We start from the raw sequence: 12,940 nt of genomic DNA on the forward strand, positions 1-12,940 counted from the left end.
ATTGGTTATGAAAATTTTAATGCTTTGTTTAGGTAATATATGCAGAAGTCCTTTAGCAGAAGGTATTCTAAGGGCTAAAATATCAGAAGAATATTTTATAGATTCAGCAGGGACGAGTGGCTATCACGAAGGAGCTAAGGCTGATCCAAGGTCTATACAAACGGCAGATTTTCACGGTATTGATATTAACGCCCATAGGTCTCGCCCTTTAGTAAAGGAAGATTTTGAAATTTTTGACCGAATTTACTGTATGGATAAGCAAAACTACAAAGATGCTATGGCTTTAGCAGAAAATGAGGAGCAACGCCAAAAACTAGTACTCATTCTAGAAAATAATGCCGAAGTACCAGACCCTTATTATGGTGGTGTAGGTGGCTTTGAAAAGGTGTATCATATGTTGGATAAGGCTTGTGATAGAATAGTTTTAGAACTTAATTTAAAACCTCGTTTATAATGTTATTTCTTATACCTGCCTATTTATCAGAAGAAAGTCCAAAGGAATACTTTGCTCCTATTATAAAGGACTATATCTTAAAGACTGATTATTTTTTTGTAGAGAATGAAAAAACAGCAAGAAAGATAATTAAGTTTTTTTGCCCTGAAAAAAAACAGTCAGAACTCAAGCTATTTTTACTCAATAAACACTCCGAAGAGAAAGATTTACAGGAAGCAGTGCTCTTAATGAAACAAGGAGTGGATTTTGGACTTTTATCAGAAGCTGGGCTACCATGTATTGCCGACCCTGGTAATATTATGGTAAAATGGGCTCATCAAAATAATATTCAGGTAGTACCTATTAGTGGACCTTCATCTATTATTTTGGCTCTTATTTCAAGTGGATTTAATGGACAAAATTTCACTTTTAATGGCTATCTTCCTATAGATAAAGTGGAGCGAAAAAAACAAATTTTGTTTTTGGAACAGCAGGTTCAAAAGAAAGGATATACACAAATTTTTATGGAAACACCTTATAGAAACAACCAACTTTTGGAAGATCTGTGTAAGTTTTTAAACCCTAATACTAAGCTCTGTATTGCTGCTAATGTTACTCACCCTAGTGAAGAGTTTATTAAAACAAAAGAAATTAAAAACTGGAAAAAGGAAAAACCTGATTTACACAAAATTCCAGCTGTATTTGTTATTGGTGCTACTAGATAAAAATCTAAATTTTTAGCCAAGCTAAACCTTGTTCTGTCTTTAAAGCTAAATCGTAGAGAGAGTAACTTTTAGTAATGTGTTCTAGCTTATTTTTTACTTCTCTAAAATCGTTATGTACAGGGCAAGGATTTACAGATGAACATTCTTTTAGTCCTAGTCCACACTTGGTAAAAAGTCCACTTCCATCTATAGCGACAATAATATCGTAGATTTTAATTTCTTTTAATCTTTCGGTATCAATAGAAAATCCACCTTGTTGCCCTCTTACAGACTCTATGATGTTAGCTTTACAGAGCTGTTGTAGTATTTTGGCAATAAAAGCTACAGGGGCATCAATAGACGCTGAAACTTCTTTTACATTAACCCTTTGATTGTTTAGCCTTTTTTGGGCAATGCAAATGGCAGACCTTATGGCATATTCGCACGCTTTAGAAAACATAACTAGATGGATTATTTAAAATATTGCCACTTAGGGATAATCATCAATAGACCTAATCCTACATATAAAAATAGATTGGTAACATCTGTGTATAGGAAGGTAGAAAGATAAAACTGATGTAGAATAAAATGGGCTATTACAGCTAAAGGAAATAAAAAGACACCTATTTTTCTAAACAATACGATAAGGAAAAGCCCAACTAATGCTAATAAATCTACTCCGAATATAAGGTAAAAATACCAAGTAGGTATATTGATACTTTCGTGCTGAGAGAATTCATCTATATCAATACCTAACCCCATAAGAGTAAATGTAGCTAAAATTCCGATAGCTATATAAAAGCTACTAGTTTTTTTAGGCTCATCATTAAAGTAGTTTCTGTCTTCCATTCTGTAAAATTAAAAAAAGCCTTTGATAAAACAAAGGCTTCTATACAAAAAAATAAGTTATTAAGCTTTAACAGCTTGTATTAGTCTGTTTTTATCACTTAGATACTCTTCCATAGAAATCATACTTTCTGTTCTAGTAACATCTTCAATATCATCTATTCTATAGATAACATTTTTAGCATCTTCTGTGTTTTTAGCTTTCATTTTACAGAAAATGTTGTATTTACCAGATACTACACTAGTTTCTATAATGTTAGGTATCTCTTCTAACTGTTTAAGAACCTCTTGAGTTCTGTTAGATTTAGTTAACAAAATACCAATAAATGCGGTAAAAGTATAGTCTAGCTTTTCGTAATCTATTTTAAGAGAAGAACCTAGTATGATACCAGCGTCTTCCATTTTTTTTACTCTTACATGTATAGTTCCTGCAGAAACATTAAGATTTTTTGCTATTTCTGTAAAAGGCATTCTAGTATTTTGTACTAAATAATCTAAAATACTTTTGTCTATTTCGTCCAAACGGTAATCCATAGTTCTAATGTTTTTATTTTATTGTCAAAATTTAAGTTTAATTTTTACAAAACTACAAAAAAAGTTTCAATACTATGGCTGTTAATTTTTGATATTTTTTGTTAATTTTTTTGAGAAAAATTTAACAGTGCTATTTAGTTTTTATACTATCAGCGGTATCTTTAACTTTTATACTGTCTTTTTTCTTTTTAGTGAAAAAACGATTAAAGCTCTTACTATAAACTACACCTCCTCCCCAAGATTGGTTAGCTCCTGCGTTCTGTCCCACAATATTGGATATGTTAGAAGGTTTAGAGTAAACTCTCAGGATACGGCTGCCATCATTACCTTTAGACCAATCATACTCTATGATACCTTCTCCTGAAAGGAAATTAGCTTCTGTATTTTGATTTCTAGAAATAGGAACTCCCAAACCAGTTTTGATATTAACTCTAGGAGAAAGAGTTAAACTTATTCTACCAGAAGCTCTATCAGAAGTGTTGGTGACTTGGTCTCCTCGGATATAGTCTAAGTCTATTTGAAACTGATTACTAATGGTATTAAGTACAGAGCCAAGCTGTTTCATTAGGAGTGCATACCCTTGAGAGGTTACAGTGCTCCCTACGTCAAATGTGAAGCCTCCCGTGTTGGTGACATTAAAATTATTAAGTGCTAGAATAGAGCCAAACTGAATGATTTTTTCATCAGGGTTACTCATTCTAAAGGCAAGGGCTTCTTTAATCTGACTAGAAACATCGGGTGTTTTTATATCAAACTGAATATCAGGGTTAGATAATGATTGTGTGATTTTAGTTTCTAGCATTACATTTACAGGAGGAAGTTTTCCTGTATTAAGATACTCTCCCAAATTGGTTACAGTTCTATAATAGTTTGCCGAAATATTGAGTGCTGGATTCATCACATTATTATCCCAAGAAATACTACTTGCTTTTGCAATTTGAAAAGAGCGTTCTAGTATTGCTTTTGAAACATATGTACCATTATCTACTATATATGTTCCGTTCATAGACATTTGCCCGTTTCTGTTCATTCTGAACCTCAGATTTTCTGCAGTTCCTCTCACACTAATATCTCCTATATCATCTCCTACTAATACATTTACGGTAGAGCCTCTATCTACATCTAGGGCTAAGTCTATATTCATATTTGCTCCAGATTTTTCTCTTTTGGCTACAGTGAGTTGCCCGTCTTCATTTCGCTCTACAAAACGAAGCATTTTAAATTCATCTACCGAAGTTGCCGAGTTACTATTAAGTGTAAATACACTGTTATTCAAAACTTTTGTTCTAGCATTGATGTTAAGAGCTGTAACAGCACCATCTACAAATATATCTCCTGTACCGTAAACTCTTCCCCAAAAAACATCAAAATCTCTTTGAGTGGTATTAAGAAGCATCAAATTATCCGTTCTAATAATGAGGTTGAGCCCCATAGACGCAATATTATCAAACTGGATAGCTCCAGAAACACTACCTTTAGAACTAGTTCTACCATCACTTATTCCAATATTATTGAGGGTAGCAAAACCTTTTGATAAAGGGATAACAGTGTCATCAAAGTAATAATCTACACCTGAGAAATTGAGTTTAAAACCAAATTTAGATAAGGCTATATCTCCACTATAATTGATGTCGTCTACAGTACCATTTATCTTAAGTTGCCCACTGGCATTACCTCTAAAGTTACTAAATACAGCTTTCACAAACTCTTGTACAAACGCTAAATCAAATTTATTTAAATCAGCGGTGAGGTCTAAACTAGGAGAAGGGGTATTATTGTCTACCTTTCCAAATATTCTGAGTTTATCATTTCCAAAAATCTCCGAAGAAGTCACTTTAACATCTATATCAAATACATTTGGACGCTCTGTTTTTTCTGCATTTATGAGTAAATCACCTAAGTTTTTGTCATGTATAGAGAAACCACCTACTTTTAAATCTACAATAGGTTCTATATTATTTTTGAGGATGGCTAGTTTTATAGTTCCGTTAGCGCTACCTTTAATATTTAAGTCGGAGCTACCTTCTTTTAAAGCTAATACTTTAGAGAGGTTAACATTTTTAACATCAATATTAGCATTGATATTTTTACTATCCTTGTACGTTCCATTGACCAAAATTTCGCTTTCGTCAGAATAGAGTTTAAGATTTTCAATGTCTATAAATCCTGTTTTTTTTCTGTAAGTAATAGAGTGATTGAGCTCTGGTGAAGTGTCTACATTCCACACAAAACTATTGAGTTTAACCTCGGTAGGCTCAAACCTTATAATATAATCACCGTTTGCATTAGTCGTTTGATTAAGATTAACCGCGTAAGATTTCATAGCATCTTCCTTCTCATCTTTATCGGTGCCATGTAAAAACCTTATGGCAAGATGTAGATGTTCTCCATCAGGATTTTTGCCTATAATGCTGGCATTTTTAAGGATATTTTTATTGTATTCAGCACGGTTCATTTCCAAAGAGAAATTATCTTCTATACTTTTGGTATCTATTTTAAGTGCTAATCCATCAATCATAATGCTGTCTTTTTTAGCAGGAGATTTTATATTATACCTAACATCTGTTTCTGCTAAAATTTGGTTTACCTTTTCAGTTTCTTTTTTACCAATGATATATTTTAAATAGCTAGTATCTGCATTTAATAGTAAATCATTACTATTGCCGTCATAACTTCCAGATACAGAGAGTATGTTACTTACTCTCAAATTCGGTTCAAAAAAGTTGATAAGTCCTTGTGAAATTTTGAAGTCTAAATCTAAATATTGTCCTCTATATAGGCGTTTAGGCTGATTAGTAACCAGTAGTTTGCTTATACTATTTTGTACCATACCACCGATGTCTCCCAGATTGAATTTTCCTGCAACTTTACCTTCTACTACATTAGGTGCGTTTACGGATACAATTCTCTTTCCGTCCTCAAAATAAGCTTTAACATCTCCTATTGGAAGAGCTATTTTTTGGTCTTTGGATAAAACTTTAACATCTCTAAGATGAGCGTTTAGTTGCATATCGTTAATGTTCTTCATAGATACTTCTGTATCTACATATCCACTTATAACTTGTCTTTCAGAACTTCCAGAGAAGTAGCTGGCGTTCAAATGGTTGATGTCTGCTGTTACATTAACATATAATCTAGGAGTACTAAAATCAAAAATACCTTTAACATTTGCTTGGGCATTTTCATCATTTATGTTTACGATGCCTTCATAGCGTTTTTTGTTAAGATATCCGTCTAAAACTAAATTATTGAGGGTTTTATCTAACAGCTCTATACGCCTGATGTTAGACTTAGTTCTGAGTTTCATTTGATTGATATCAAAGCTTTCTCCATCTAAATCAAATCGACCAGAAATAAGCCCAATCTGTGGATTTTTGGTGATGGTGGCTACATTCAGATTAGTAACTTCTAATAAGCCACTATACTTAGGAACTTTACTATATTCTCTTAGAGTAAAACGGTCTATTTTTGCCTGTCCAATACCTGAAATTAAATTTCCTCTAAGAGCAATTTGTTCAGGGTTGGCTTTTAGCATACCATTATATTTTATTCTACCAAAATCATCAGCCACATTACCCATTTTTTTTGAAATAAAACTAGGGAATAAACTTTTTAGCCCTTTATAAGTAAGGTCTGTAGAGATGCTATTGGTTTCTACGGAGAAACTTTTATCTAGTATTTTGGCAATCTTTATAGATGATGAAACTATTTTGGAGTCATTATCACCTATGGCAAATTGGTTTAGAGTAAAGTTATTAAGTACGCCAGTCATATTTCCTGAGGTACTGATGGGCTTGTAGTTGTCCCAATCTTTCACAAAGTAACTGATATCATAGCCACTTATTTGGCTACCTTTTTTCAGTTGCATATCCCATTTTACTTTGTTACCAAAGTCCGCCCAAGTACCATTATTAAGATTAAATTTTAAACTTCCGTGTAGTAAGCTATGGTCAGTATTGATGAGTAAATCGTCTAAGAAAAGAGCCTCTTTGGTTAGAGAAAAATCCGTAGAGAAAGTATCCAAAAAGTGCTTTTTGCCCCATCTTTTGGTCGTCATTCTAAGTTGATTTACTTTAGCATTGACTTCTTTACCTTTAACTTTTAACTCTGGAATTATCAAGTTTAAATTTTCGGCATCTAGCCATTTTCCTTCATCTCCTAGGTGATTCTGATTGACGATGGAAAGTTTGGAATCCTCAATAATTACACGAGTTTTAAGTTGAAATGGAGGTTTATTTGGGTCTGGTTTTTTGCCATTGTCGAAAAGCTCTACAAAACGGATAAAGTTAGGAATGCTATCACCTTTGTAGGTAATCACTTTCATATCCAAGTTTTTGATAGATAGTGATTGGAACTTGATATGTCTAGAATTTGCTAAAATAGAAAACCAATCCGAATCTGCGTACAATTCTTTAGCTTTAATAAATTGGTAGCCTCTATGGTCTTTTACAGTTACTTTATGTAGTGTAACATCTCCAAAATAATTAAGGTCTATTTTTTCAAAAGCGATTTGGGTATTAAGATCTTGGTTGAGTTTCTTTACCACCTTTTGGGTAAGCCAATTTTTGGTAATAGGTAGGTTAATAGCAATAAATCCAATAGCAAATAAAGATAAGAGCGTCCAAAAAAGTACTAGTAAAAGTTTAGCCCACCAAGAGTAGCTAGTAACATCTTTAGCGGCTTGTTTTGCAAATTCTTCGGCGGTTTCTTTAGGGTTTTCTATAGCATCTTTTAAAAACTCTTTGGTTTCTTGTACTTTCTTTTCTATATGCTGTTCCGCCTCATTTATTTTATTAGAAATAGGATTATCTTTTTTGTTATCGTTATTATTATTTAAATTTGCCATAATTATGAAACAATCTATTATCTTAGGTATAGAATCCTCTTGTGATGATACTTCTGCCGCTATTATTTCTGGTAGAAAAATTCTTTCCAATGTAGCTGCTACTCAAGCCATTCATAATGAATATGGTGGCGTGGTGCCAGAGTTAGCCTCTAGGGCACATCAGCAAAATATCATTCCTGTGGTAGAGCAATCCATACAAAAAGCAAATATACAACAAAATGAGATTTGTGCCATAGGTTTTACGAGAGGTCCTGGACTTTTGGGCTCTTTACTTGTAGGGACTTCCTTTGCGAAGTCTTTAGCGATGAGTTTAGAAGTTCCATTGATAGAGGTTAATCACCTTCAGGCTCATATTTTGGCTCATTTTATAGAAGATGCCAATCCTAATCCGCCCAAGTTTCCTTTTTTATGTCTTACAGTAAGTGGTGGGCATACAATGATTGTCTTGGTTAAAGACTATTTTGATATGGAAATTATTGGGAAAACCATAGATGATGCCGCAGGTGAAGCGTTTGATAAAATAGGAAAAATATTTGATTTAGATTATCCTGCTGGACCTATCATAGATAAGAAATCTCAAAATGGAAATCCTAGTGCATTTACATTTAATAAACCTAAACTAGAGGGCTACGACTATTCTTTTAGTGGAATTAAAACTTCGGTGTTGTACTTTATACAAAAAGAATTAAAGAAAAATCCTCAGTTTGTCGACGAAAATATAGACGATTTGTGTGCATCTGTTCAGAAAAATATTATTGAAATATTGATGACGAAACTAGAGAAAGCCGCTAGTGATTTAGGCATTAAAGAAATAGCGATAGCTGGTGGCGTTTCGGCTAACTCTGCGTTGAGACAAGCTATGAGAGAAAACGAACAAAAGTTAGGTTGGAATATCTATATTCCCAAATTTGAATATACTACGGATAATGCTGCAATGATAGCAATGGTAGCCCAACTAAAATACGAAAGGGGAGAGTTTGCCAACCTTTCTACAACGGCTACTGCAAGATATGAGTTAAATGCAAAGTAAAACCTTTTGATATGAAATTATTTTTTGGAGAAATTTTAAATGATAAAGTAATAATTGATAGTGATGAACAACATCATATATCAAAGGTTTTGAGGATGAAGGAAGGGGAGATGCTTTATGTAACCGATGGTAAAGGGAATGTGGCAAAAGGCAACCTCATACTTGAAGGGAAAAAAGTAGAGTTAGATATTTTAGAAATCCAAACGAAGACGCCTCCATTTTCGCCTTATTTGCATATTGCAATAGCTCCTACTAAAAATATAGACCGTATAGAGTTTTTTGTAGAAAAAGCTACCGAAATGGGAATTTCCGAAATTTCATTTTTATTAACGGAGAAGTCCGAACGCAAACACCTCAATATAGATAAAATTCAGAAAAAAGTTATAGCGGCATCTAAACAAAGTTTGAGGTATCATTTCCCAAAGGTTAATGATTTACAGAAATTCACTAGCTTTATGCAAACTCAAACTGCCGAAAATACTTTTGTAGCTCATTGTGATAAAGCATTTAAGCGAGTATCATTATCTGAAATTCCTTTAGTTGATAAAGTTTGTTTTTTAATTGGTCCCGAAGGCGATTTTAGTCTATCAGAGATAGAATTATTACTAGAAAAAGGTGTACAAGCGATATCATTAGGCAACCAAAGATTAAGAACGGAAACAGCAGGAGTCTTCGTTGCTGCGTGGAACTATCATAAAATGTTATAAAAAAAATTATAATTGAGTTTTAGAAAATTATTCATTTTTCCATATAAAAAAAACGACTGTCTTATTAAGACAGTCGTTAATATAAGCTAAAGTATAATTAATTTACTCCACAGCTACGGCATCGTCGCCTCTGCTATCTGCTACGGCAGTGATATTACCATTTTTATCCTTCAGAATAATTTCTGTTTTACCAATACTTCCTCGTTCTTTAAAGGTGTAGCCTTTTTGTTCTAAAGATTTTATTGTAGCTTTAGAGAAATCTTTTTCAACTGCGATATTTTCTGGTAGCCATTGATGATGGAACTTCGGCAAGTTAATCGCTAAGTTTGGACTTAATTTAAAATCTACAACATTTACAATGGCTTGAAATACAGAAGTAGGTATCGTAGTTCCACCAGGTGTTCCTACCACCATTACAGGCTTATTATCTTTTAATAAAATACTTGGCGTCATAGAAGACAACATTCTTTTACCAGCTTTAATAGCGTTAGCTTCTCCACCTACTGCTCCAAATAAGTTAGGAACTCCAGGTTTAATGGAGAAATCGTCCATCTCGTTATTTAAAAAGAAACCAGCACCAGAAACTACCACTTTGCTACCATAGTATCCATTAAGCGTCGTAGTTACAGAAACCGCATTTCCTTCTTTATCTAAAATAGAAATATGGGTCGTTTGGGTACTTTCTTGATTAGGATTAACTATCTTACCAACCTCTGCACTAGGCGTTGCTTTAGACATATTAAACGACGCCCAGCGTTTCTTAAGATAGGCATCCGAAAGTAGCATTTCCGTTTTATCCTCAATAAAATCTGGGTCGCCCATATATTCTGCTCTGTCTGCATAGGCACGGCGTTCTGCTTCTACCATAATCTGAACTGCTTCTGGAGAGGCATATTGATATTGAGCAAGATTTTCATAAGCCGACATTTTCAACATCTGAGCTAACAATATCCCACCACTTGACGGTAAGGGCATAGAAACTACTTGGTGTCCTTTGTAATCAAAAGTTAAAGGTTTACGATTTTTAACTTGATAAATTTTTAAATCTTCTAAACTAATAATACCGTTACCTCTCTTCATTTCTTCAACTATTAGTTGAGCTGTTTTACCTTCGTAGAAGCCTTTTTTACCAAATTTTTGTATTCTCTTAAGTGTTTCTGCTAGGTCTTTTTGTACCAATACATCTCCTGCCTTCCAAGGTTGCTCTTTTACGAAAACAATGGAGTTTTTATTATGTTTTACAAAATCTTTTTGACATTCATTAAGTAGATTGGCTTCTTTTTCCGTGATAGCAAAGCCTTTTTCCGCTAAATCTATGGCAGGTTGTATCAGCACCTCCATTGGGAGAGAAGCGTATTTTAGAGTTTCATAGAATCCTGCTACCGAGCCTGGTATTCCTACCGCCAATCGTCCGTTTTGTGATAAATCTGTACTGGCAACCCCTTTTTTATCCAAGTACATATCTCTATGTGCCTTGGCTGGTGCGGTTTCTCTAAAGTCTATGGCTATTTTTTCTCCGTTAGATTTTACCGCTACTAAAAAACCACCACCACCTATGTTACCTGCCTGAGGATAAACCACAGCCAAAGCATACTGTGTAGCAATGGCAGCATCAAAGGCATTACCGCCTTTTCTTAATACTAAAGCACCTGCTTCACTGGCAAGAGGGTGAGCCGAAACCACCACACTTTTATTGTGAGTTTTAACTTCTTTTACTATATCATAATCTGTAAATTGGGCAGAAATTACCACGGACCATAATGTAAATACTACAAATTTTATCTTTTTCATACGTTAATTGAATATTTATGGGGAGCTTTTTAATTCTACCAAATCATTTTGTTAGATTCTAGCAGCTAAATTAAACAAATTAGTGGAAGTAAAATATTTTTTTGGAATAAAATATGGCTACCTTTTATAAAAACTATATTAGTTGTTACACCTTTATTTTTTTGTGAGTTTTTCTATTTCATCTAATGTATATTTTTTAGAATAATCTATTCCCATAGATTTAGCGTAATCTTCTATAGACGTTTTTATATTCATTGACTTTCTTAACTCATTAACATTTTCGGGATTTTTAATTGGCCAAATAAAATTTACCCACTCTTCTTTTTTAGTCTCAGGATCTATAAACAGTTGAGTTCCGTAAATTTGTTCTTTTCCTTGATACATTAGCATTCTGTCTTTCATCATCGCAATATGTTGTTTTCCTAAATCTCCATTTTCACTTGCTTTTATCATTAATGGATAATATTTTTCAATTATAGATAGTTTTGAATGTTGAATTACATACCAAGCCGCAGTATTTAATTTTTCTCCTACAAGTTTTTTTCCTGGATAGCCGTATTTCTTTATTATTTTTTCAACTTTGATTAAATTTACGCTATCATTTTTTGTGGTTAAATTCCAAGCTAATTTTTGAAATTTATCTTCAGAAATATTATAGGATTTTAGGATTTCACTTTTCCTTTCAGGTTTCAAATCAGGTGTAAAAAGTTCTCTTAATTCTTGGTCGGACTTTAAAATTAGAGATAGTTCATTTTTAAGATTTTCTTTTTGCTTTTGTGTTACAGAACAAGAAGTTAATAATAGTAAAGTTAAAATTAATGAAAAACGTTTCATATACGTATGTGGAATTTTTGGTGCAATAGCAAATACTTTTTTTAAATTATATATACTAACTGTAATTATATTTTTCTAAATATTTTGTGTATAAGTTCATTGTTTAGTCATTTATTTCTACATCGTTTTTTGTAATTGTACTTTGGGCTACACAAAAATAGCAAAACACTAAGATTTAATACTTTGTATAAAATGTTTAGCTTTTTCTTTCCAATCCGGTTCTTCTAAAAGAATTTTCACAAATGCAGTCCCTATAATACCGCCATCGGCTTGTTCGGTAACTGTGGTAAAGTCGGTTTTATTTTTAATTCCAAAGCCTATCATTAGTGGATTTTTCAGCGGTAATGAGGCTAATCGATTAAGGTAATCTTCGTTTTTCAATGTTTTGGACTGGTTGCCTGTTGTGGACGAAGAACTCACCGCATACAAAAATCCAGAGCTTAGGCTATCCAAATACAAAATCCGCTCATCAGATGTTTCTGGCGTTACCAGAAAGGTAAAGTTTAGATTAAACTTTTTGAGAATAGCTTGGTGTTTTTTTTCAAATTCAATAGGAGGGAGGTCGGGGATAATCAATCCATTAACGCCTGTCTCTTGGCATTTCTGACAAAACTTCTCAAAGCCATAAGAAAGCACAGGATTGATGTAGCCCATCAAGATTATTGGAATGTGAATTTCTCCTTTAATTTTTGCTAACTGTTCAAAAAGTTTCTCTATTGACATTCCGTTTTCTAAGGCTTTAATATGAGCTTGTTGTATCACCTCACCATCGGCAACAGGGTCGCTATAAGGCATACCAATCTCCATCATATCAGCTCCTGCTTCTTGAATTATTTTAATGATTTCCGCAGTATCTTCCAGCTGAGGAATACCTGCTGTAAAGTATATATTTAATTTTTTCATTTAGAGTATTTTAAGGTAAAAGAGTACAAATTAAAAATAGTATAGCTAAACAACCAATTATAATAAGATTGATATTTCTTTTCACTATTTTCTTTTTCTTATTTAGTATGATAGCTTCTATAATCATTGCAATAAACCATAGAAATGAAAACAAAGTAATAAGAAAAATAATAACTCCTGCGTCTCCCGTGCCACAACGCCTGTCAGGAGCCGTGTAATCTAAATAAGAAAAAGCCATAGGAAGGGCTAAAATCCAAGATAAAATTAGAATGACTATTCTTACCACAATATGGATAATATTACTTTTCATAG

Annotated in this window: 12 protein-coding genes; 4 read left to right on the forward strand and 8 right to left on the reverse strand. The window is 33.2% G+C overall.

From position 1 onward, the window contains the following. Positions 1-7: 7 nt before the first annotated feature. Entirely contained in the window at positions 8-454 is a 447-nt protein-coding gene (locus D1J36_RS08945) for a low molecular weight protein-tyrosine-phosphatase (protein ID WP_154136828.1), read from the forward strand. Continuing rightward, entirely contained in the window at positions 454-1,158 is a 705-nt protein-coding gene (locus tag D1J36_RS08950; protein ID WP_154136829.1) for an SAM-dependent methyltransferase, read from the forward strand. The genes D1J36_RS08945 and D1J36_RS08950 overlap by 1 nt, the downstream gene beginning before the upstream one ends. Before the next feature lie 4 nt (positions 1,159-1,162). On the opposite strand, the gene D1J36_RS08955 is transcribed toward D1J36_RS08950, so the two are convergent. The 4 genes from D1J36_RS08955 to D1J36_RS08970 form a co-directional block, all read right to left on the reverse strand. Continuing rightward, the gene (locus D1J36_RS08955) at positions 1,163-1,597 is read right to left on the reverse strand and encodes an RrF2 family transcriptional regulator (protein WP_052911214.1); all 435 of its coding nucleotides are present in this window, start codon (positions 1,595-1,597) and stop codon (positions 1,163-1,165) included. 11 nt (positions 1,598-1,608) lie between these two features. After that, positions 1,609-1,986, reverse strand: a complete 378-nt coding sequence (locus D1J36_RS08960) for a hypothetical protein (RefSeq protein WP_154136830.1) — start codon at positions 1,984-1,986, stop codon at positions 1,609-1,611. Between the two features lie 60 nt (positions 1,987-2,046). Further along, a complete protein-coding gene (locus D1J36_RS08965; protein WP_064970791.1) occupies positions 2,047-2,517 on the reverse strand; it encodes an Lrp/AsnC family transcriptional regulator in 471 nt (156 codons plus the stop codon). Positions 2,518-2,647: 130 nt separating this feature from the next. Next, the gene (locus D1J36_RS08970; protein ID WP_154136831.1) at positions 2,648-7,363 is read right to left on the reverse strand and encodes a translocation/assembly module TamB domain-containing protein; all 4,716 of its coding nucleotides are present in this window, start codon (positions 7,361-7,363) and stop codon (positions 2,648-2,650) included. A 4-nt stretch (positions 7,364-7,367) separates the two neighbouring features. Here D1J36_RS08970 and tsaD point away from each other — a divergent pair, with 4 nt between their 5' ends. Then, positions 7,368-8,393, forward strand: a complete 1,026-nt coding sequence (tsaD, locus tag D1J36_RS08975) for a tRNA (adenosine(37)-N6)-threonylcarbamoyltransferase complex transferase subunit TsaD (RefSeq protein ID WP_154136832.1) — start codon at positions 7,368-7,370, stop codon at positions 8,391-8,393. A gap of 11 nt (positions 8,394-8,404) precedes the next feature. Beyond that, on the forward strand, positions 8,405-9,100 hold the full coding sequence (locus D1J36_RS08980; RefSeq protein ID WP_154136833.1) for an RsmE family RNA methyltransferase: 696 nt from the start codon (positions 8,405-8,407) through the stop codon (positions 9,098-9,100). 102 nt (positions 9,101-9,202) lie between these two features. Here the strand turns inward: D1J36_RS08980 and ggt are convergent, their stop codons facing one another. The 4 genes from ggt to D1J36_RS09000 all read right to left on the reverse strand — a co-directional run bounded on the left by ggt (position 9,203) and on the right by D1J36_RS09000 (position 12,938). After that, positions 9,203-10,891, reverse strand: a complete 1,689-nt coding sequence (ggt, locus tag D1J36_RS08985) for a gamma-glutamyltransferase (protein WP_154136834.1) — start codon at positions 10,889-10,891, stop codon at positions 9,203-9,205. 153 nt (positions 10,892-11,044) lie between these two features. Then, entirely contained in the window at positions 11,045-11,725 is a 681-nt protein-coding gene (locus tag D1J36_RS08990; RefSeq protein WP_154136835.1) for a DUF6624 domain-containing protein, read from the reverse strand. A gap of 168 nt (positions 11,726-11,893) precedes the next feature. Then, positions 11,894-12,628: a tryptophan synthase subunit alpha gene (gene trpA / locus D1J36_RS08995; RefSeq protein ID WP_154136836.1), complete on the reverse strand. Its 735-nt coding sequence runs from the start codon at positions 12,626-12,628 to the stop codon at positions 11,894-11,896. Between the two features lie 10 nt (positions 12,629-12,638). Further along, positions 12,639-12,938, reverse strand: coding sequence for a hypothetical protein (locus D1J36_RS09000; protein WP_154136837.1), 300 nt, complete (start codon positions 12,936-12,938; stop codon positions 12,639-12,641). Between the last annotated feature and the right edge of the window lie 2 nt (positions 12,939-12,940).

The sequence above is a fragment of the Riemerella anatipestifer genome (genome assembly GCF_009670965.2).
GTDB classification, from domain to species: Bacteria; Bacteroidota; Bacteroidia; order Flavobacteriales; family Weeksellaceae; genus Riemerella; species Riemerella anatipestifer_B.

Excerpts from the sequence above, each read along its gene's own strand:
- D1J36_RS08960 (WP_154136830.1), bottom strand. The coding sequence starts at position 1,986 with ATGGAAGACAGAAACTACTTTAATGATGAGCCTAAAAAAACTAGTAGC.
- tsaD (WP_154136832.1), top strand. The coding sequence starts at position 7,368 with ATGAAACAATCTATTATCTTAGGTATAGAATCCTCTTGTGATGATACT.
- D1J36_RS08945 (WP_154136828.1), top strand. The coding sequence starts at position 8 with ATGAAAATTTTAATGCTTTGTTTAGGTAATATATGCAGAAGTCCTTTA.
- D1J36_RS09000 (WP_154136837.1), bottom strand. The coding sequence starts at position 12,938 with ATGAAAAGTAATATTATCCATATTGTGGTAAGAATAGTCATTCTAATT.
- D1J36_RS08990 (WP_154136835.1), bottom strand. The coding sequence starts at position 11,725 with ATGAAACGTTTTTCATTAATTTTAACTTTACTATTATTAACTTCTTGT.
- ggt (WP_154136834.1), bottom strand. The coding sequence starts at position 10,891 with ATGAAAAAGATAAAATTTGTAGTATTTACATTATGGTCCGTGGTAATT.
- D1J36_RS08955 (WP_052911214.1), bottom strand. The coding sequence starts at position 1,597 with ATGTTTTCTAAAGCGTGCGAATATGCCATAAGGTCTGCCATTTGCATT.
- D1J36_RS08970 (WP_154136831.1), bottom strand. The coding sequence starts at position 7,363 with ATGGCAAATTTAAATAATAATAACGATAACAAAAAAGATAATCCTATT.
- D1J36_RS08980 (WP_154136833.1), top strand. The coding sequence starts at position 8,405 with ATGAAATTATTTTTTGGAGAAATTTTAAATGATAAAGTAATAATTGAT.
- D1J36_RS08950 (WP_154136829.1), top strand. The coding sequence starts at position 454 with ATGTTATTTCTTATACCTGCCTATTTATCAGAAGAAAGTCCAAAGGAA.
- D1J36_RS08965 (WP_064970791.1), bottom strand. The coding sequence starts at position 2,517 with ATGGATTACCGTTTGGACGAAATAGACAAAAGTATTTTAGATTATTTA.
- trpA (WP_154136836.1), bottom strand. The coding sequence starts at position 12,628 with ATGAAAAAATTAAATATATACTTTACAGCAGGTATTCCTCAGCTGGAA.